This is a genomic window from Flavobacterium sp. UMI-01, assembly GCF_019656315.1.
Classification (GTDB): Bacteria; Bacteroidota; Bacteroidia; order Flavobacteriales; family Flavobacteriaceae; genus Flavobacterium.
Map to the genome: position 1 here is coordinate 222,835 of NZ_BPLU01000003.1, position 20,648 is coordinate 243,482.

Here is a 20,648-nt window from a genome sequence, read left to right on the forward strand (position 1 = left end):
CTAAGTTTCAGAGTTTCTAAGTTTCAGAGTTTTTTTGTTCTCAGGGTCTTAGTAACTTAGAGTCTTAGCTACTTTTTTATACATTTCCAATTCTGATTACATCGGCAAAAATTCCCGAAGCCGTTACAGCAGCACCTGCACCTGCTCCTTTAATCAAAAGCGGTTGGTCCACATAGCGGTCTGTATAGAACAATACAATATTGTCTTTTCCTTCTAGATTGTAGAAAGGATGGTCTTTTGGGATGAATTGCAATCCTACACTTGCTTTGCCATTTTCAAACTGAGCTACATATTTCAAACGTGAGTCTTTGCTTAACGCTTCTTTGTAGATGTTATCAAAATGTGCTGTGTGTTCAATCAAAGAAGCAAAGAATGCTTCGTTAGACTTGGTTTGTAAACAAGCTGCTGGCATAAAGGATTCGTTAGCTATTTCTTCAATGTCCATTTTGTATCCACTTTCACGAATAAGGATTAGGATTTTTCGAGCCACATCAATACCACTTAGGTCGATAGTAGGGTCTGGCTCCGTAAAGCCTTGTACACCTGCTTCTTTTACTACATCATGGAACGAATTTTTATCATCAAAATTATTGAAGATAAAGTTCAAACTTCCGGATAAAACGGCTTGAATTTTATGTACTTTATCACCTGATGCAATTAAGTTTTTAACCGTGTCAATAATGGGTAATCCGGCACCTACATTGGTTTCAAATAGGAAAGGCGCATTATATTTTCTAGATAAATTTTTAAGGTTGATGTAATTGTCGTACTCAGAGGCACAAGCGATTTTGTTACAAGTAACCACCGCTACACTTTCTTTTAGGAATTTTTCATATAATTTAGAGACACCTTCGTTAGCAGTGATATCCACAAATATACTGTTGCGTAAGTTGAGTTCTTTTACTTTGGTAATAAAAATTTCTTGGTCTGTTGCTTCTCCATCTGCTAATAAATCTTGCCATTTTTTCAAATCAATACCATCTTCATCAAAATACATTTTTCTTGAATTAGAAACAGCAATCACACGAAGGTTAATTTTTAAATTTTCTTTTAAAAATTTCTTTTGTTGCGCAATTTGAGCCATGAAAATTTCACCTACATTCCCAACACCCATTACAAACAAATTCAATTGTTTAGTATTGTCTTCAAAGAAGCGTTCGTGAAGGGTATTTAGGGCTTTTTTAACGTCTCTTTCGTTAATAACTACTGAGATATTACGCTCTGAAGCTCCTTGAGCGATAGCGCGTATGTTAACGTTATTTTTTCCTAAAGTACTGAACATTTTACCGCTCAATCCTTGATGGTTTTTCATTTTTTCACCCACCAATGCAATGATGCAAAGGTTTTTTTCAACTAAACAAGGATCAACTTTGCTTTGAGCAATTTCGACTTCAAAAGCTTTGTTGATGGCTATTTCAGCTTCTTCGGCATCTTCATTTGCTATTCCAATGCAAATGGAATGTTCAGATGAGGCTTGTGTGATGAATATGACATTAATATGTGCGTGTGAAAGCACTTCGAAAAGTCTTTTGGACGAACCTGTAACCCCAATCATTCCTGGGCCTTCAAGAGTAATCAAAGTAATGTTTTCGATATGACTAATCCCTTTTACAGGATTGGTATTAGTCTGTGGATTATGCGAAATAAAAGTTCCATCAACCTCAGGAGCAAAAGTGTTCTTGATGTAAATAGGAATGTTTTTTTGCAAAACAGGTTGAATAGTAGGTGGATACAAAACTTTGGCACCAAAATGAGACAACTCCATCGCTTCTTGATACGAAATAGTAGAAATTGGCTGGGCTTGTTTCACAATTTTTGGATTGGCAGTAAACATACCATTTACATCGGTCCAAATTTCTAAGTCGGTAGCGTCAAGAGCCGCAGCAATAATTGCCGCAGTATAATCTGAACCTCCACGTCCTAGTGTAGTGCTAATTCCGTCAGTTGAAGAAGAGATAAAACCAGGCATTACAACGACTTGTTTCTCATTCGAATGGAAAAAATCTTGTATTAATAAGTTGGTAATTTCAAAATTTACATTGGCTTTCCCAAAATTATTATTGGTTTTTATTACTTCACGGCTGTCTTTGTAACCGCTATTTTTTAGATTTTGTTTTAAAGCTTCGGCAATAACATAAGACGATAGCAATTCACCAAAACTTAAAATAGTGTCTAATGTTCGAGCAGATAGTTCCCCTAATAAAAAGCAACCATCTAACAAAGTTTCGAGGTGGTTAACGATTCTTTTGATATGACTTAACAAACTACTCTGTTCGCTTACAGGGATAAGTTGTTTTAAGGTATCTAAATGTATTTTTTCAATTTCAGCGATGATTTCTTTGAAATTTTCATCATTAGCGGCTGCTTTTGCCGCGGCAAGATGCAAAGTATCAGTAATTTTGCTCAACGCAGAAACTACTACTATGATTTTGTCTTCTTTGGCTTTATTAGTGACAATGTCTAAAACTAATTTGATATTTTGGGCATTGGCAACTGAAGTTCCGCCAAATTTTAATACTTTCATTTTGTTTGTTTTATTTAAAAAAAATGTACTATTTTTTACATATCCAAGACCGTCCTTTGAATTAAGGAAAGTGCAAATATAAGATTATATGTGAAAAGTTTACCCCAAAGGGGTAGTAGTTGTTGTAAAAGTAACAGAAATTCCAACTTTGTTAAAAGTTGGTAAGGAAGGGAAATATGTGTTTCTGTTTTGTGTCATAAATGGAAGTTCAAAAGTACATTTTTTTTACAAATATGCAAAAAAGTAGTCTTTATATTTTGTTTTTAAATTGTTAGTATAAGATAATCAATGGGTTAAGTTTGGTGTGGATTTGTGGTAGGGGATAGGGATTGGTATAAAAAAAAAAATTAAATTTGCGCACAACAATAAAAAACATAAAAATGTCATTAAATAGTATTTTTCAATTTTTAGTTCCAAAGGACAAAAAGTTTTTTCCACTTTTTGAAGAAGCATCAAGTAATTTAATTGAATTGGCTTCGGATCTTCATGAAGCAGTTAATTTACCATTAAAAGAAAGGGAGGCTCTTTTTCAAAAAATAGATGTTTTGGAGCAAAAAGGAGAAGATATTACCCGTCAAACTAATTTAGAATTGAGTAAAAATTTTATTACTCCATTTGATAGAGAGGATATTCACTCTTTGATTACATCAATTGATAATGTGGCCGACAAATTACATGGAGCTTCGAGCATCATGCGTTTGTACCAAGTTGATAAAATTACAAAGTCCATTCGAAAATTGACCGAAATAAATCTTGAAGCTTGTCAAAATATTGATTCGGCAGTAAAAGAATTAAGAAATTTAAAAAATATTAGAAGAATTACAGAGGCTTGTGCTAGAATTAGCAAGCTGGAAAACAAATCGGATAATGTTTATAACAAAGCCGTTTTTGAGATTTTTGAAAACGAAACAGATGCCAAAAATATTATCAAGTACAAAGAAGTATTGTCTGTTTTGGAAACCGCTACGGATAAGTGTAAGAGTGTGGCTAGCGTACTAGAGTCGATTGCTGTAAAACATTCTTAATTTATCCTCATTTCTGAAATTACATTTATGGAATTTACACTACTTATAGTTATTATAATTTTAGCCTTGATTTTTGATTACATCAATGGTTTTCATGATGCTGCTAATGCTATCGCAACTATTGTTGCTACGAAGGTTTTGTCACCTTTTCAAGCGGTAGTTTGGGCAGCTTTTTTTAATTTTTTAGCCTATTGGGTATTTGGTTTTGGAGTTGCGGATACCGTTGCCAAAACGGCCCATACGATGGAAATTAACCTTGTCGTGATTTTGGCGGGAGTTATTGCCGCGATTTGTTGGAATCTTTTGACCTGGTGGCTCGGAATTCCTTCGAGTTCTTCTCATACTTTGATTGGTGGATTTGCTGGTGCGGCTATTGCTCACGCTGGTTTAGAAGTTGTTTCTTGGTACAAAGAAGGAAAAGACGGTGGAATGCCTTCGGGAGTTTTGATTATTATTGCATTTATCGTATTGGCGCCCCTTGTAGGAGCTTTAGTTTCTTATTTGCTTTCCTTGTGGTTGTTGCATTCTTCTAAAAAAACAATTTTACCCAAAGTTTTTACCGCTTTTTTGATGATTATTACGGTTTGGTTTGTAGAAAGTCAATTAAAATATTATGACGCAATTTCTCCAGAGGATCGCAATTTTGATTCTCATTTTTGGACAGTAGTAACCGAAGCGCATAATATCAAGTGGTTTTTAGTGGCTTTTATTGTTTTGTCAGTAAGTACTTTTTGTTTGATTTTTAGTTTTTTAAACTTGAATCAGGCAACAGCTTGGCTTAAAAAAATGCAATTGTTGTCATCTGCGGCCTTTAGTTTAGGTCATGGGGGGAATGATTCTCAGAAAGTAATGGGGATTATTGCTGCGGCTGTAGCGGTTTATATTAACACTAGTGGTGTAGCTCAAGAAAGTTTACCAGAGTGGTTGAATGTGGTATTGCCTAAGGATAATGTTGAAGGACAAATGCCTGGTTGGATTCCATTAGCGTGTTACTCTGCTATTGCAGCAGGTACATTGAGTGGCGGATGGAAGATTGTGAAAACAATGGGTTCTAAAATCACTAAAGTAACTTCTTTTGAAGGAGTTGCTGCAGAAACTGCGGGTGCTTTGACCTTGTATTTTACAGAACATCTGAAAATTCCTGTGAGTACTACACATACCATTACAGGTTCGATTATTGGAGTTGGATTGACTAACAGGGTTTCGGCAGTGCGTTGGGGAGTTACAGTAAGTTTATTATGGGCTTGGGTTTTGACAATTCCTATTTCGGCACTTTTGGCCGCTTTATTTTATTATATTTTGAGCGCTTTTCTTTAATCTTAGATAGTGTTAAAACGTATAAAGCATCCTAAATTCTATGTGATTTTAGGATGCTTTTTTGTTTAACTGTATTGGACTATTTAGACTTGATGAAGTTTTTTTCAATGGCTTTTATCATTTCTCCTGCTATGTCTTTGTTTGTAGCACCTTCAATTCCTTCAAGACCTGGAGAAGAGTTCACTTCAAGGAGTAAAGGACCTTTTGAAGAACGGATAATATCGACCCCAGCTACTTTTAAATCCATGGCTTTAGCAGCTTTGATGGCTATGCGCTTCTCCTCGGAAGTGGCTTTGATGATTGAGGCGGTTCCCCCCAAATGGATATTGGCTCTGAATTCTCCTGGCATGGCTTCTCTTTGTATAGAGGCTACCACCTTGCCATCAATCACAAAACAGCGGATGTCTTTACCATTAGCTTCTTTGATAAATTCTTGAACAAGTATGTTGGCGTTTAAACTTTTGAATGCATTAATAACACTTTCTGCTGCTTTTTTGGTTTCGGCTAATACGACTCCTTTCCCCTGAGTTCCTTCTAGTAATTTGACAATTAATGGTGGACCTCCTACCATTTTTATCAAATCATTGGTGTCAAGTGGTGAGTTGGCAAATCCTGTAGTAGGAATTCCAATACCACTATGTAATAATAATTGTAACGAATAGAGTTTGTCACGGGATTGTGTAATAGCTGTTGATGAATTGAGGCAATATACTTTTAAAGCTTCAAATTGTCGTGTTAAAGTGCATCCATAAAAGGTTGCGCTAGGACGAATTCGAGGTATAATGGCATCAAATTGATTTAAAATAATACCTCCTCTATAGTGTATTTCCGGTTTTTCAGCATCCAATTTCATATAGCATTCTTTAATGTTTAAAAAATGCATCTCGTGGCCGCGCATTTCCCCAGCTTCCATAATCCTTTTGTTGCTGTACAATTCAGGATTACTCGCTAAAAGTCCGATGCGAAGTCCTTTGGTTTGCTTTTCGGCATCTTTATAAAGACTTTTAAGGTGTTCAGCTGTAGGTTCGCCTAATAAATATTGTTGTTCTGGATCAACAAGCACACGCCCGCTCATTGCTTCTCGACCAAGTAGCATTCGAAATCCCATAGAATCTCTATTGGTCAAAGTCATTTCAATTGGCCATTGTTCACCACCAATTTCTAAAATAGTTTGAATAACATAACGCTGCTCTCTGAAACCACTTGAACTTTTTACAATTCGTTTGTCGATTAAAGGCGCTTCACAATGAATAACCGTTTTTTGGTTGTTTTGGATTGGGTTGATATCAAATTTTACCCAATGAGCTTCGTCTTTAATAAATGGCGCTATGTTTACGGCATGCAGCGCTGAAGTTTTAGCACCAGAATCCACGCGTGCTTTTATGGTGGGTATGCCCAATTGAGGAAGTGAACACCATTCTTCACTGCCGAGGATAACTTTGTTTAGAGACATATACGACGCTTTGTTAAATCTAATTTTAAGTAAAGGTAAAAGTAGTTATTGTTTTTTTGATTTGAATAAGGAATTGTTTTAAAAAACAAACCCGTTATGTTAATAAAACGTAACGGGTTTGTAAATAAGTGTAAATCGGTTATTATTGATTTGTAGCTTCCCCGGCTTTATGAATCACTACGGATAATTCTTGAGCGCCAGCTTCAATATCCATAAAGATTTCGTCACCTGAATTGATTTTTGAAGTAATAATCTCTTCTGCTAAGGCATCTTCAACGTATTTTTGAATGGCTCTTTTTAGTGGTCGTGCACCAAATTGTTTATCAAAACCTTTCTCTGCAATAAAGTTTTTAGCACTATCTGAAAGTTTCAAAATATATCCTAATTCGGCAATTCTTGCGTATAATTTTTTCAATTCGATTTCGATAATCAAATCAATGTCTTCTTTTTCTAAGGCATTAAACACAATAACATCATCAATACGGTTTAAGAATTCAGGAGCAAATGTTTTCTTTAAAGCATTTTCGATGATGCTTTTCGAATTGTCATCGGCTTGAGCAATTTTGGCAGCAGTACCAAAACCAACTCCTTGTCCAAAATCTTTTAATTGTCGTGCCCCTACATTTGAGGTCATAATGATAATGGTGTTTTTAAAGTCGATCTTACGTCCTAAACTATCTGTTAAGAAACCGTCGTCAAGTACTTGTAAAAGCATGTTGAAGACATCAGGATGAGCTTTTTCAATCTCATCCAACAAGACAACCGCATACGGTTTTCTTCTTACTTTTTCAGTTAATTGGCCACCTTCTTCATATCCAACATATCCTGGAGGCGCTCCTACTAATCTTGAAATCGCAAATTTTTCCATGTATTCACTCATATCTATTCGAACCAAAGCATCTTCGGAATCAAATAATTCTCTTGCTAAAACTTTAGCCAATTGTGTTTTACCAACACCTGTCTGTCCAAGGAAAATAAAAGAACCAATAGGACGGTTAGGGTCTTTTAAACCTGCTCTGTTTCTTTGAATAGAACGAGCAATTTTTAAAACCGCTTCTTTTTGGCCAATTACCTTGCTTTCAATAAGTTCTGGTAATTTAGCTAATTTGTTGCTTTCGGTTTGAGCAATACGATTCACTGGGATACCTGTCATCATCGATACTACGTCGGCGACATTGTCTTCGGTAACTTCAATTCGGTTGTTTTTAGCGTCTTCTTCCCACTGTTCTTGGGCAATAGCTAAATCCTTTTCTAGGCGTTTTTCATCATCACGAAGTTTTGCTGCCTCTTCGTATTTCTGTTTTTTTACCACTACATTTTTGAGTTCTCTAATTTCTTCCAATTGACGTTCTAGGTCAAGAATTTGTTTTGGAACTTCAATGTTAGTAATGTGTACACGAGATCCTGCTTCGTCTAAGGCATCAATAGCTTTGTCTGGTAAAAAACGTTCTGACATATAACGATTAGTCAATTTAACACAAGCTTCAATAGCTTCTGGAGAATAGGTAACGTTATGGTGGTCTTCGTATTTATTTTTTACATTGTTAAGGATAGTGATGGTTTCTTCAACAGATGTAGGTTCTACAATAATTTTTTGGAAACGTCTTTCTAAAGCACCATCTTTTTCAATATACTGTCTGTATTCGTCTAGGGTGGTTGCTCCAATGCATTGAATTTCCCCTCTAGCTAAAGCTGGTTTAAACATGTTGGATGCATCTAGAGAGCCAGTAGCACCTCCAGCACCTACAATAGTGTGAATTTCGTCAATGAAAAGAATGATATCGTCATTTTTTTCTAACTCATTCATAACCGCTTTCATACGTTCTTCGAATTGTCCACGATATTTTGTACCCGCTACAAGACTAGCAAGGTCTAAAGTAACCACTCGTTTGTTGAATAAGATGCGAGACACTTTCTTTTGGATAATACGCAAAGCAAGTCCTTCGGCGATAGCTGATTTACCCACTCCTGGTTCTCCTATAAGGAGCGGATTGTTCTTTTTACGACGACTCAAGATTTGGCTTACACGTTCAATTTCTTTCTCGCGTCCTACTACAGGATCTAGTTTTCCTTCCTCTGCCATTTCTGTTAAATCTCTACCAAAATTATCTAAAACAGGAGTTTTGGATTTTTTGTTGGATTTATTGGCGGGATTATTAAAATTTCCTTCTTTGAGACTGTCATCTTGTCCTAAATCGTCGTTATATGAATCAGTAGCTCTAGGTAAGTTTTCTAAAAATTCTTCTTCGTTTGGTGTCATATTTAAGTATTGTTCTTTAGCTACATCATAATCTATCTTTAGTTTATTCAATAGCTTGGTTGTTGGATCATTTTCGTTTCTTAAAATGCACAGCAATAAATGTGCGGTACTTATGGAAGTACTTTGAAAAACTTTTGCTTCTAGAAAAGTTGTTTTTAGCGCTCTTTCAGCTTGTCGAGTCAAATGCAAATTTTTCTTCTCGATATTGGTTTCAGCAGTTGGGTTTGCAGGGCTGAGTATTTCTACTTTTCTGCGCAAATGTTCTAAGTCAACAGAAAGGTTATTTAATATTCTTATCGCTTTTCCATTACCGTCCCTTAAGATACCCAGCATTAAGTGCTCTGTTCCTATAAAGTCATGACCTAGTCGTAAGGCTTCTTCCTTACTATAAGTTATAACGTCTTTTACTCTTGGTGAAAAATTATCATCCATAATATTTGTATTGGTATCAGTAAATTTAGTGATTTAGTAGTTTAAAAACAAAAATCATTCCTTTATCGGGTCTTGACAGCTAATTGACAAAAAAAATAAATAATACAGTTAAAAAATAGTGTTAATTTATTAAACATTTATACCTGATGTTTGTTAATAAATCATTGAAATTAGTACGTTAAAAAGCTTTCTAAAATTTCAAAAAGCCGTATATTGGCACGTTTTGAAACTAATATAATATTTAATATAACAACTTATGTCTGAAGGAGAAAAGTTAATTCCTATTAACATAGAAGATGAAATGAAATCAGCTTACATTGATTATTCAATGTCGGTTATTGTATCCAGAGCGCTTCCAGATGTTAGAGATGGTTTGAAACCTGTACATCGAAGAGTTCTTTATGGAATGTATGATTTAGGAGTTTTTTCTAATAAAGCCCATAAAAAGTCTGCTAGAATTGTTGGAGAAGTTTTGGGTAAGTATCACCCACACGGAGATACCTCTGTATATGATGCAATGGTTCGTATGGCTCAGGAGTGGAGTATGCGTTATTTATTAGTGGATGGTCAGGGTAACTTTGGTTCTGTAGATGGTGATAGCCCTGCAGCCATGCGTTATACTGAGGCTAGAATGCGCAAGATTTCAGAAGAAATAATGTCAGATATCGAAAAAGAGACAGTTGATTTTCAATTGAATTTTGATGATACCTTATATGAGCCAAAAGTAATGCCTACGCGTGTACCCACTTTGTTGGTTAATGGAGCAACAGGGATTGCGGTAGGTATGGCAACGAATATGCCTCCTCATAATTTAACTGAAGTCATTAATGGTACTTTAGCTTATATTGACAATAATGATATTGAGGTAGATGAGTTAATAACGCATATTAAAGCGCCAGACTTTCCTACTGGAGGGGTGATTTATGGATACGAAGGTGTACGCGAAGCTTTCAAAACGGGGCGTGGCCGAATCGTAATGCGAGCTAAAGTTGGTTTCGAAGAAATTGACGGTAGAGAATGTATTGTAGTTACTGAAATTCCGTATCAAGTAAATAAGGCCGATATGATTAAACGTACGGCTGATTTGGTTAATGAAAAGAAAATAGAAGGTATTGCTAATATACGTGACGAGTCGGATAGAACGGGTATGCGTATTGTATATATTCTAAAAAGAGATGCTACTCCTAATGTAGTGTTGAATACATTGTACAAATTTACTCCTTTGCAATCTTCTTTCAGTGTAAACAATATTGCCTTGGTAAATGGACGTCCTCAAACATTGAATCTAAAAGACATGATTCATTATTTTGTGGAGCACCGTCATGATGTAGTAATTCGTAGAACTAAATTTGAATTGCGTAAAGCAGAAGAACGTGCGCATATCTTAGAAGGGTTAATTATTGCTTCTGATAATATCGATGAAGTGATTGCGTTAATTAAAGCTTCTAAAAACACAGAAGAAGCTAGAGAGAAGTTAATCGAAAGATTTTCTCTTTCTGATATTCAAGCGAGAGCTATCGTTGAAATGCGTCTGCGTCAATTAACAGGTTTAGAACAAGATAAATTAAGAGCCGAATACGAAGAAATCATGAAGTTAATAGAGCATTTGAAAGCTTTATTGGCCGATGTGAATTTAAGAATTGCACTGATTAAAGAAGAGCTTACTGAAATTAGAGATAAATACGGTGATGAGCGCCGTTCTCAAATTGAATATTCTGGTGGTGATGTTAGTATTGAAGATTTGATTGCTGATGAGCAAGTAGTGATTACAATTTCGCATGCAGGATATATCAAGCGTACCAATTTATCTGAATACAAAACACAAAATAGGGGTGGTGTAGGTCAAAAAAGTGCAGGAACCAGAGATCAGGATTTCTTAGAACACATGTTTGTGGCTACAAACCATCAGTATATGATGTTCTTTACACAAAAAGGAAAATGTTTCTGGATGCGCGTTTATGAAATTCCTGAGGGGACTAAAACTGCCAAAGGTAGAGCCATTCAAAACTTGGTTAATATCGAAAGTGATGACAAGGTAAAAGCTTTCATTTGTACCCAAGATCTTAAAGATAAAGACTATATTTCGACTCACAATTTAGTTATGGTAACTAAAAAAGGGCAAGTGAAGAAAACTTCTTTAGAGAAGTATTCTAAACCTAGAGCCAACGGTGTTGCAGCCATCACTATTAAAGAAGGAGATGAATTGTTAGCAGCTAAGTTAACTAATGGAGAAAGCCAAATCATTATTGCGGTTAAATCAGGAAAATTAGTTCGTTTTGAAGAAACTAAAACGCGTCCGATGGGAAGAACTGCTTCGGGTGTGCGAGGAATTACTTTAAAAGATGATAGCGATGAAGTAATTGGTATGGTTACTGTAAATGATATGAACAGTGAGATTCTAGTTGTGGCTGAAAATGGTTACGGAAAACGTTCTAGTTTAGATGAATATCGAATTACAAACCGTGGAGGGAAAGGTGTGAAAACACTTAATATCACAGAAAAAACGGGTAGTTTGATTGCAATCAACTCAGTGACAGATGCTGATGACTTGATGATTATTAACAAATCTGGATTAACCATTCGTATGGCTGTTGAGGATTTGAGAGTTATGGGACGTGCCACTCAAGGAGTGAAACTAATCAATATTAAAGGTAACGATTCGATTGCAGCTGTGGCAAAAGTCATGAAAGATGATGAAGAGGAAAAAGAAATTGGCGAAGACGGAGAAGTAATTGAAAAAATTGAAAAAGTAAAGCCTGTATTGGAAGTGCTTGAGGACGATGGAGTAGAAGACGAAGATGAAGATGATGACGACATTGAAGAAGACGAATCAGATGAGGAGTTGGACGATGAAGAAGACGAATCTTAGTGTAAAAAAACTAACTAATTTTTTAAATATTTAAATATGAAAGCTAATAAAAACGTATTACTCACTTCGGCTTTATTGATGTCAGTAGTAACTTTTGCTCAAAAAGATCAAATAAAATCGGCTGAGAAAGCATTGAAAAAAGGAAATATTCAAGAAGTTGCCCAGCTTTTAAATGAAGCTGAGCCTTTGATTGCAAATGCTTCCGAAGAAGAACAAGGTAAGTATTACTACCTTAGAGAAGTGGTTTATATGGACGCTGTTGATAAAAAAATGGACGTGGCCAAAAATTTATCATTGGCAGCTAAAGCAGCTCAAAAAGTAATTGCTCTTGAGAAAAAAACAGGTAAAAAAGAGCATTCAGATGAGATGCGTAAAACAATTACTAAAGTCAAAGAAAAGTTGATTGACGGTGCCATTGAGGATTCAAAAGCGCAAAAATTTAACGAAGGAGCTTCAAAACTATATGAGGCTTATCAATTGGATAAAAAAGACACCATAAATCTGTATTATTCTTCAAGTTTTAGATTAAACGCTAAAGATTATGATAATGCACTTAAAGAATTGCAAGAACTAAGAAAATTAAAATTTACGGGGAAATCAAAATCGTTTATCGCAACAAGTGTTTTGACAGATAAAGAGGAAGCATTTGCTAATAAAGAAGATCGTGATAGAAGTGTTAAATTAAAAACACATATTAAGCCTAGAGAAGAAGTAGCTCAATCTAAACAAGGTGAGATTTATAAAAATATTGCCCTTATCTTAGTTCAACAAAAGAAAACCGAAGAAGCTAAAAAAATCATCTCAGAAGCTAAAACATTAAATCCTGATGATAGTTCGTTGGCTTTAACAGAAGCAAATTTGTATTTAGAGTCTAACGATTTTGATATGTACAAAAAATTAGTTTCAGAAATTTTAGCAAAGAATCCTAACGATCCTGATTTGTTATTTAATTTAGGAGTAGTAAGTGCTAATGCTAAAAATAAGGAAGATGCTGAAACGTACTACAAGAAGGCAATAGAAGTGAACCCAAACTACATGAATGCTTACATCAATTTAGTAGCATTAAAGTTAGAAGCTGAGACTCCTATTAATGCCGAGATGAACAAATTAGGTACTTCTGAAAAAGACAATAAACGATACGAAGTTTTAAAAGCTGAAAAGAAAAAGATTTACCAATCTGTAATTCCTTTATTGGTTAAAGCTTTAGAAGTAGATCCTAAAAATCAAGACATAGGGAATACACTTATGAGTGTATATGGTGCCTTGGAAATGTCTGCTGAGAAAAAAGCACTAAAAGAAAAATTGGGTAAATAATCCCTTTTTGATTTATAAAGAAACCCGCTTAGAAAGAACTAAGCGGGTTTTTTGTTAAAGGTTTGGATTGGAATAGATTTACGCTTTTTCCTTTTCAAATCGAGCAATAACTTCTTGATAATAATTAAAAGTAGTTTTGGCAATAGATTCCCAGCTGAAAATTTTTAATACACGTTCACGACCTGCTTTACCCATTTTAGTAGCTAGAGCCTCATCGTCCAAGAGGAGGTTTATTTTTTTAGCAAATTCTTTTTGGAATAATTCAGGATTCAAAGGATTAAAGTCAGTTCTTGATTTGCTTTCTAAGGGTATTAAAAAACCAGTCTCTCCCTCAACAATTATTTCTGGAATACCGCCTACATGACTTCCTACAACAGGTGTTTCACACGACATGGCTTCAAGATTGATGATTCCGAAAGGTTCATATAATGAAGGACAAGCGAATACTCGAGCTTGAGTATAAAGTACTTTTATTTTGTCTCGTGAAAGCATTTCGGAAATAAGAATAACCCCTTCACGCTCTGCTTTTAATTCATTTATTAATTGTTCTGTTTCTGCTGCTATTTCTGGTGTATCTGGAGCACCAGCACACAATACAATTTGACAATTTTTATTAAAATGTTTGGCTGCTGATATCAATTGAGAGATTCCTTTTTGACGAGTAATACGACCTACAAACAAAACAAAAGGAATTTTTGGATCAATTCCAAGTGATTCAAGCAAGATATTATCGGTAGTAGGTTTGTAGAATTCAGGGTCAATTCCGTTGTGAATTACAGTTACTTTTTTGGAATCTACGCCATAAGCTTCGACTACATCTTCTTTCATTTGTTCACTTACAGCGATAATGCCGTCTGCAGTATTATAAGCACTGTTTTCAATCCAGCGTGACAAAAAATATCCATTTCCTAATTGTTCTACTTTCCAAGGACGGTGCGTTTCTAAACTATGCGTAGTTAGTATTAGAGGAACTTGGAGTAATTCTCTTGTGAGTACGCCTGCGAGATGTGTGTACCATGTGTGACAATGCACAATATCAGCTTCCGGTGTTGCTTGTGACATTTCAACGTTTCGACTTAAATTATGAAACATTTTGATGTGCGTATTTTTGTCGTCTGTAGGTTGGCTAAGGCAGGAATCTATACCTCTTACTTTGATAGTTTCTTTATCCTCCTTTTGATCACCAAAACACCGCACTTCAACTTCTCCTAATTTTAAAAGTTCTTGACTAAGAAAATCAATATGTACACCTGCGCCTCCGTATATGTTTGGTGGGAATTCATTTGTAAAAAGGGCTATTTTCATTTGCAGTTAATTTGTTTAATGAGATTATGTATTTTGTTGTACTGAAAGTATTTGTAAACAGATGTTGTAAAAATAATTAAGTATTGACATGCATGAGATTACTAAAATAACAAAATAATACTATAAAATTTGTTCAAGACTAAGTTTTAATAAAATATTTTACGCCATCAATCATAGTAAGCCGTTAATAGTACTTATTGTTGTTCACTACCATCACTTAATAGGATAGAGAGTGTTTTTAAAGATTTCGTTCTGTCAGCGATTAATTTTAAAATACTGACGAATGGGATGAAAAGTATCATGCCAGCAGCTCCCCATAAAATACCTCCTAAGGTTATCATAACGATAATTACAAGTGTATTGATTTTTAGACGACTCCCCACAGCAAATGGGAATATAACGTAGGCTTCCAGTAATTGTACAAAAGTAAATAAAAGAATGACTCCTATTGGATACCAAATAGAGTTATATGTTAACCATGAAAGTGCAATAGGAACCAAAGAAGAAATTAAGATTCCGACATAAGGGATAAAAGTTAAAATTGACGCTATAAAACCAAACATTATTGGGTGGGGAATACCTAATAGAAATAGCCCAAGGCTATTTAAAATTCCTACCGATAAGTACACTAAGGCCATTCCCTTTGCAAAATTGTAATAGGAATGAATGGTTGCAATCAAAATTTCGTTAAGGGTTGTTTTTTTGTGAGAAGGAAATAAATGAAATAAAGCTTGAACAAGCAATCTTCGATGGTATAAAATTAAACCAGAAAGAATGGGGATGATGAGGATGTAAAAAAAAGCTTCAGAAAGTGAAGTGACAATACTTTGTAGGAAAGAAAAGAGTTGATTGCTAGGGTTGGAAAAAATATTTTTTAAAAATGACAATTGTTGTTCTATGCTTATTCCAAGATAATCAGTAAGGTATAAACTCAATTGGTCAAATGTTTCAAGTATTTTTAATTTAAATTGATCCCATTCCTTTGAAAATGCATCCATTTGTAAGAAGAGCAGATATATAAGTAAGAAAGTAAAAAGAAATACGCTACTCAAGACAATGCCTATTGCTATAATAGCATGAATACCTTTATTTTCCATCCATTTGCAGATAGGATAAAAAATAAAACTAATTAGTAAAGAAAAACTCAAGGGAATCAAGAGAACTCTCCCATAATACAATATAAAAGAGGCCAATACGATGCATTGCAAAATTTCAGTCAATGAAAATGAATGCTGTTTTTGATTAGGTTTTTCAGATGGAGCTATCATATATTTTGAACTTAATTGTTATTTAATAACCATAACGTTTTGAGTTCTAAAATATAAGATTATTGTAATAATAGTAACGTTTTAGTCTCTAAATGTTATGGTAAATGTAGCACCTTCATTCAATTTACTATCCACAGTAATTTGTCCGCCAAGGTTAATGATGTGGTTGTACACTAAATACAAGCCAATACCATTACTGTCTTTGTTTTTACTGAACTTTTGGTGTAATCCAAATATTTTATTTCCCACTTTTTTCATATCAAAACCGATACCTTGATCAGAAATAATCAATTGTTTTTGGTTGTTAACTATTTTGGTATAAATAGAAATAACCGGTAAAGATTCTGGTTTAGAATATTTGATGGCATTGGTAATCAAATTTAAGAAAACACTTTTTAAGTAAGTCCTATTGAAAGTGATATTTTCAAGTTCAGCAAAATCTATATTTATAGTGACCTTTGAATTGGACACTAGTGAGCTTATAGAATAAAGGACATCGTCTAAGATTTCTTTAAAATTTAAAATTTCGACAGAAGCACTACTTTGGTTACGGTCATTAAAAATGGTAATGTAATCATTTAAAGAATCTCTTAAATTATATGAAGTATCTTTAATCATCGATATATATTCAAGAGTTTCGGTATCCGTAATTTTATCAAGATCTATTAATTCAAAAATGGAAATTAAGTTATTAACTGGAGACCGTAAATCATGAGTAGCTGTATAAGTCAATTGTTTGAAATCGTTATTGATTTCAGTGAGTTTAGCCAAATGGTAGTTTCGTTCGTCTTCTAGTTGCTTTTTATAAGTAATGTTTTTGGCAATAGCATAAATTAATTTTTGTTTTTCCAAAGGATAAGAGGTCCACAATAACCAAACAATACGTCCACTTTTGGTAACGTATCGGTTTTCAAAATCGACAAGTGGATTTCTTTCTTTTAGCGCTTTTCTCGCTGATGAAGTTTCTCTTTTGTCAGCTAGATACACAAAATCATTTATGGGTCTAGATAGTAATTCTTCTTCAGAATACTCAAGTAACTTACATACAGCAGGATTTACTTTTTTAAAATAGCCATCATAACCAGCAACGCATAACAAGTCCATTGAATGATTAAAAAAATCTTCAAATAAGGTTTGTTTGTTTAATATGTTATCTGATACATGATTTACAACACGTAACATTTTTCTCATCCTCATTTTTTATAACTTTTACAATGTGAATTTTAGCACATTATAATTTGTATTTAAAATTGAGTAGGTTCTTTTTTTTGGGGCAAAAAGACTCTACTAAAATACACATAATTATCTTATAAAAAAGTACTTTCCGGATTATTATAAAATTTTTTTTGTTAGGTTTTGAGATTAGAAAAAAGTTAAATTCTGAAAATACCTCCTAGGGCTAAAATTCTTTGAAAAAAGAAAAAATCTTGAGAAGCAGTATCTGTAGCGCTAGCTGTAGTCTGAATATCATTCATATTAATGTAACCACCTTTTAGTTCACCTTGTAGGTATAAATGTTTGAAAAAAGTGATAGTAATTCCGGCTTTTAATGATGTTCCAAAACCAGAAACGTGAAAATCATCATGTCTCTCTTTTCCTAGAACTTTAGCATTTGTCTTAGGATATAAAATTCCAAATCCAACTCCTTCATTTAATTTTATTTGCACTTTGTCGGTATTTTGGATTTTAAATAATTTAGAAATATCATCGTGTCTGGAAAACTCGGTATTTACATAATTTAAACCGTCAGTGTGTTCAAATGTTAAGAATTTTTCGGTCAAAACTATTTGATTTTGATTTCCCATAATGGTTTCGTCATACGTACCCGAATTAGGGTAATATCCTTGAATATTGGCTACTTGGTTTTGCGTCATTACATATTTCATGTGATCAACACCAATCGCAATGCTGTAATGGTCACTGATAAAATAACCCATTTTGAAATTTGTTTGCGGGATAGTCATTTTGGAAGGATTAACATAATCAATATGCCATCCTTTAGGCTTGTCGTGTGCACTTACATCTGTAAGTGTAAAATTATAATCAGTTCCCTTGAACGTGATATCCGATTTGGAATATTTTTCTCTATTTCCTCCCCAAGAGATAAAGAATTTTCCTTTATCATGTGCGGTATAGGGTTCTGATTTTGTGATTATTTCTTGAGCGTTTAGGGTATGAAAACTCGCTATTCCTAAAATAGAAATAGCTAATAAGATGTTTTTCAATGGGAGGGAATTAAAAAGTATTAATCGTTTTTTTTATGGCAACTAACTTAGTCATTAAGGATTCAAAATAATCCAAATGGAGCATATTGGCACCATCACTCTTAGCATTAGCTGGGTCAAAATGGGTTTCGATAAATATTCCATCCACACCTACAGCAATACCAGCTTTAGCAATTGTTTCAATCATATCTGGACGACCCCCTGTTACTCCAGCGGTTTGGTTGGGTTGTTGTAAAGAATGGGTAACATCTAAAACGGTAGTCGCATATTGTTGCATGGTAGGGATACCTCTATAATCTACAATCATGTCTTGGTAACCAAACATGGTTCCTCTATCTGTCACCATTACATTTTGATTGTTGCAATCTAAAACTTTTTGAACCGCATGTTTCATGCTCTCAGGACTCATGAATTGTCCTTTTTTTAGGTTTACGGTTTTTCCTGTATTTGCTGCTGCAACTACTAAATCCGTTTGACGTACTAAGAAAGCGGGTATTTGTAGTACATCTACATATTGTGCAGCTTTTTCAGCATCTTCATTGGTATGAATATCGGTAACGGTTGGGATGTGAAAAGTTTCGGATACTTTTCTTAAAATTTTTAAGGCTTTTTCATCTCCAATTCCTGAAAAACTATCTATACGTGAACGATTGGCTTTTTTAAATGAACCTTTAAAAACATAGGGGATTTCAAGTTTATCCGTAATGGTTACTAATTTCTCAGCAATTCTCAGTGCCATTTCTTCACCTTCAATTGCACACGGACCTGATAATAAAAAAAAGTTACCGCTAGTAATGTGTTTTATCTGTGGAATTTGATTGATATCCATAATGTGTAAAATTGTTTTTCTATTTTTTATTGAAGTTGCAAATGTAGTTAGGTTTCTACGAATTGAGTTTAGGTTTTAACTTTTATTTTTTAATTGTTAATCCCATAGGTACTTTCAAATATCCTTTTTCATATATATTTAAATAAAGTACAAGGGGATTTTTTTGTCCTTCCCATTTTATCTCATAAACATCCAAAAAACCTGCTCCCATTGTGCTTCGCTTTGAGGGAAAAGGGCAGCAACTTTCTAGTTTGGTGTACGTTAATTTTTCGCCTTTAGGACCCGCTAATGCATTTAAGAAACGTAAAGCATTAATAGAATCATTTGAGGTACTCATAAAAAACACGTTGATAGGATAGTCTTTATGGTAACCGTATTTTTTATCCGTACTATACTCGGAAAGAATAAACGTATTTTGAGGACTTATTTTAGGTGCAGGAGCATTATCATCAATATTTTTTAGAGTTGATTTTGTACTAATGCACGAAAAAGTGGTGCATATGAGGGCTAAAAAAACGATTATTTTTTTCATTTTTGGATTAGATAATCAATTAAGGAAAAGGAAAGTTGTTCTTGTTTTTTATTTTCCATACAAATATAACTAGAACTTTATTTTTATGATTAAAAGCTTTCGTAAATTTCATAAATAGTCTATATGATTAGTGCTATGTAACATTTCTCACATTCCAATATCTAAAACAAATGTAACTTTGTTTAATAAAAAAATTTAAATTTATGAATGTCATTTTTCAAACATGGCCATGGTATGTTTCTGGCTTTTTAATTGGTGTTATAATGCTTAGTTTATTGTATTTCGGAAAATCATTCGGAATGTCATCTAACTTACGTTCCATGTGTGCTATGCTGGGTGCAGGTAAACGTGTTGCTTTCTTTGATTTTGATTGGAAGACTCAAAAGTGGAATTTATTAGTTGTACTTGGTGCGATGCTTGGTGGGTATTTTGCAGTACATTTTATGAGTCATCCTAGCAATGTTACACTTAATCCCGATACTATAGATAAGTTGGCGATGATGGGTGTCGATGCGCCTAATGGAGAATTAGTACCTCAAGCACTTTTTGGAAATTCAATTTTTGAAGACCCTAAAAGCATCGTTATTTTATTAGTTGGCGGGATATTAATTGGTTTTGGTTCTCGCTATGCAGGAGGATGTACTTCTGGGCATGCTATCTCAGGGTTGAGTAATTTACAATTGCCTTCGTTGAAAGCGGTAATTGGATTTTTTATTGGTGGATTGATTATGGTGCATATTGTATTTCCTTTAATTTTTTAAATAATGAATGTATTAAAATATATAGTTGTAGGTTTTGTTTTTGGAATAGTTTTAACTAAATCAGAAGCGGTTTCTTGGTATCGTATTTATGAAATGTTTCAATTTGATTCTTTTCACATGTATGGTATTATTTCGATTGCTATTTTAACTGGGATAGTTGGGATTCATTTTTTTAAGAAAAAAAATATTAATGATTATGATGGTTTTCCTATCGTAATTCCAAATAAAGAAAATGGTAATTATCGTTATTGGATAGGCGGAATCTTTTTTGGGTTAGGGTGGGGGCTTGTAGGAGCTTGTCCAGGTCCTATATTTATTCTGCTAGGAGCAGGGTTTTATTCCATTATCATAGTTTTGTTAGGAGCGATTATAGGTACTTATATATATGGAGTTTTAAAAGATAAGTTGCCTCACTAAAAACATAATACATGTAAAAAAACAAAAGAAGCCGTCTCAAAACACAATTTGAGTTGGCTTTTTTATTTTCAGGTTTTTTAGTTTGATTTTTCTTTCTGCTGAAAAAGTCAAAAATTG

At 34.0% G+C, this 20,648-nt stretch carries 15 protein-coding genes; 6 read left to right on the forward strand and 9 right to left on the reverse strand.

Annotated features, from left to right (window positions below; all coding sequences use genetic code 11):
- Window positions 1-76 precede the first annotated feature (76 nt).
- Entirely contained in the window at window positions 77-2,524 is a 2,448-nt protein-coding gene (gene thrA / locus K5R64_RS02120; protein ID WP_220760361.1) for a bifunctional aspartate kinase/homoserine dehydrogenase I, read from the reverse strand.
- 380 nt (window positions 2,525-2,904) lie between these two features.
- Here thrA and K5R64_RS02125 point away from each other — a divergent pair, with 380 nt between their 5' ends.
- Both K5R64_RS02125 and K5R64_RS02130 read left to right on the forward strand, forming a co-directional pair.
- The gene (locus K5R64_RS02125) at window positions 2,905-3,549 is read left to right on the forward strand and encodes a DUF47 domain-containing protein (RefSeq protein WP_220760363.1); all 645 of its coding nucleotides are present in this window, start codon (window positions 2,905-2,907) and stop codon (window positions 3,547-3,549) included.
- 27 nt (window positions 3,550-3,576) lie between these two features.
- The gene (locus K5R64_RS02130) at window positions 3,577-4,866 is read left to right on the forward strand and encodes an inorganic phosphate transporter (protein WP_220760365.1); all 1,290 of its coding nucleotides are present in this window, start codon (window positions 3,577-3,579) and stop codon (window positions 4,864-4,866) included.
- A 79-nt stretch (window positions 4,867-4,945) separates the two neighbouring features.
- On the opposite strand, the gene rimK is transcribed toward K5R64_RS02130, so the two are convergent.
- Both rimK and K5R64_RS02140 read right to left on the reverse strand, forming a co-directional pair.
- Window positions 4,946-6,319 carry a 30S ribosomal protein S6--L-glutamate ligase gene (gene rimK / locus K5R64_RS02135; RefSeq protein WP_220760367.1) on the reverse strand — a complete coding sequence of 458 codons (1,374 nt, stop codon included), beginning with the start codon at window positions 6,317-6,319 and terminating at the stop codon, window positions 4,946-4,948.
- A gap of 142 nt (window positions 6,320-6,461) precedes the next feature.
- The gene (locus K5R64_RS02140; protein WP_220760369.1) at window positions 6,462-9,011 is read right to left on the reverse strand and encodes an ATP-dependent Clp protease ATP-binding subunit; all 2,550 of its coding nucleotides are present in this window, start codon (window positions 9,009-9,011) and stop codon (window positions 6,462-6,464) included.
- Between the two features lie 256 nt (window positions 9,012-9,267).
- On the opposite strand from K5R64_RS02140, the gene gyrA reads away from it, so the two are divergent.
- Window positions 9,268-11,880 (forward strand): DNA gyrase subunit A, encoded by a 2,613-nt coding sequence (gyrA, locus tag K5R64_RS02145; protein WP_220760371.1) that lies wholly within the window; start codon window positions 9,268-9,270, stop codon window positions 11,878-11,880.
- Between the two features lie 36 nt (window positions 11,881-11,916).
- Window positions 11,917-13,194 (forward strand): tetratricopeptide repeat protein, encoded by a 1,278-nt coding sequence (locus tag K5R64_RS02150; RefSeq protein ID WP_220760374.1) that lies wholly within the window; start codon window positions 11,917-11,919, stop codon window positions 13,192-13,194.
- A gap of 78 nt (window positions 13,195-13,272) precedes the next feature.
- On the opposite strand, the gene glgA is transcribed toward K5R64_RS02150, so the two are convergent.
- The 6 genes from glgA to K5R64_RS02180 all read right to left on the reverse strand — a co-directional run bounded on the left by glgA (window position 13,273) and on the right by K5R64_RS02180 (window position 19,353).
- Window positions 13,273-14,499: a glycogen synthase gene (glgA, locus tag K5R64_RS02155; protein ID WP_220760376.1), complete on the reverse strand. Its 1,227-nt coding sequence runs from the start codon at window positions 14,497-14,499 to the stop codon at window positions 13,273-13,275.
- A gap of 194 nt (window positions 14,500-14,693) precedes the next feature.
- A complete protein-coding gene (locus K5R64_RS02160; protein WP_220760378.1) occupies window positions 14,694-15,767 on the reverse strand; it encodes an AI-2E family transporter in 1,074 nt (357 codons plus the stop codon).
- Window positions 15,768-15,848: 81 nt separating this feature from the next.
- A complete protein-coding gene (locus K5R64_RS02165; RefSeq protein WP_220760380.1) occupies window positions 15,849-16,958 on the reverse strand; it encodes a PAS domain-containing sensor histidine kinase in 1,110 nt (369 codons plus the stop codon).
- Between the two features lie 182 nt (window positions 16,959-17,140).
- Window positions 17,141-17,992: a hypothetical protein gene (locus K5R64_RS02170; protein WP_220760382.1), complete on the reverse strand. Its 852-nt coding sequence runs from the start codon at window positions 17,990-17,992 to the stop codon at window positions 17,141-17,143.
- Window positions 17,993-18,002: 10 nt separating this feature from the next.
- Window positions 18,003-18,821 (reverse strand): 3-deoxy-8-phosphooctulonate synthase, encoded by an 819-nt coding sequence (gene kdsA, locus K5R64_RS02175; RefSeq protein WP_220760384.1) that lies wholly within the window; start codon window positions 18,819-18,821, stop codon window positions 18,003-18,005.
- A gap of 82 nt (window positions 18,822-18,903) precedes the next feature.
- The gene (locus tag K5R64_RS02180; protein WP_220760386.1) at window positions 18,904-19,353 is read right to left on the reverse strand and encodes a 2-dehydro-3-deoxyphosphooctonate aldolase; all 450 of its coding nucleotides are present in this window, start codon (window positions 19,351-19,353) and stop codon (window positions 18,904-18,906) included.
- Window positions 19,354-19,556: 203 nt separating this feature from the next.
- Here K5R64_RS02180 and K5R64_RS02185 point away from each other — a divergent pair, with 203 nt between their 5' ends.
- Both K5R64_RS02185 and K5R64_RS02190 read left to right on the forward strand, forming a co-directional pair.
- On the forward strand, window positions 19,557-20,114 hold the full coding sequence (locus tag K5R64_RS02185; RefSeq protein ID WP_220760388.1) for a YeeE/YedE family protein: 558 nt from the start codon (window positions 19,557-19,559) through the stop codon (window positions 20,112-20,114).
- 3 nt (window positions 20,115-20,117) lie between these two features.
- Entirely contained in the window at window positions 20,118-20,531 is a 414-nt protein-coding gene (locus tag K5R64_RS02190; RefSeq protein ID WP_220760390.1) for a DUF6691 family protein, read from the forward strand.
- Window positions 20,532-20,648: the final 117 nt, after the last annotated feature.

What these genes read in the sequence shown, in the direction of transcription:
- thrA (WP_220760361.1), bottom strand. Translation starts at nt 2,524, where the DNA reads ATGAAAGTATTAAAATTTGGCGGAACTTCAGTTGCCAATGCCCAAAAT.
- K5R64_RS02125 (WP_220760363.1), top strand. Translation starts at nt 2,905, where the DNA reads ATGTCATTAAATAGTATTTTTCAATTTTTAGTTCCAAAGGACAAAAAG.
- K5R64_RS02130 (WP_220760365.1), top strand. Translation starts at nt 3,577, where the DNA reads ATGGAATTTACACTACTTATAGTTATTATAATTTTAGCCTTGATTTTT.
- rimK (WP_220760367.1), bottom strand. Translation starts at nt 6,319, where the DNA reads ATGTCTCTAAACAAAGTTATCCTCGGCAGTGAAGAATGGTGTTCACTT.
- K5R64_RS02140 (WP_220760369.1), bottom strand. Translation starts at nt 9,011, where the DNA reads ATGGATGATAATTTTTCACCAAGAGTAAAAGACGTTATAACTTATAGT.
- gyrA (WP_220760371.1), top strand. Translation starts at nt 9,268, where the DNA reads ATGTCTGAAGGAGAAAAGTTAATTCCTATTAACATAGAAGATGAAATG.
- K5R64_RS02150 (WP_220760374.1), top strand. Translation starts at nt 11,917, where the DNA reads ATGAAAGCTAATAAAAACGTATTACTCACTTCGGCTTTATTGATGTCA.
- glgA (WP_220760376.1), bottom strand. Translation starts at nt 14,499, where the DNA reads ATGAAAATAGCCCTTTTTACAAATGAATTCCCACCAAACATATACGGA.
- K5R64_RS02160 (WP_220760378.1), bottom strand. Translation starts at nt 15,767, where the DNA reads ATGATAGCTCCATCTGAAAAACCTAATCAAAAACAGCATTCATTTTCA.
- K5R64_RS02165 (WP_220760380.1), bottom strand. Translation starts at nt 16,958, where the DNA reads ATGAGAAAAATGTTACGTGTTGTAAATCATGTATCAGATAACATATTA.
- kdsA (WP_220760384.1), bottom strand. Translation starts at nt 18,821, where the DNA reads ATGGATATCAATCAAATTCCACAGATAAAACACATTACTAGCGGTAAC.
- K5R64_RS02180 (WP_220760386.1), bottom strand. Translation starts at nt 19,353, where the DNA reads ATGAAAAAAATAATCGTTTTTTTAGCCCTCATATGCACCACTTTTTCG.
- K5R64_RS02185 (WP_220760388.1), top strand. Translation starts at nt 19,557, where the DNA reads ATGAATGTCATTTTTCAAACATGGCCATGGTATGTTTCTGGCTTTTTA.
- K5R64_RS02190 (WP_220760390.1), top strand. Translation starts at nt 20,118, where the DNA reads ATGAATGTATTAAAATATATAGTTGTAGGTTTTGTTTTTGGAATAGTT.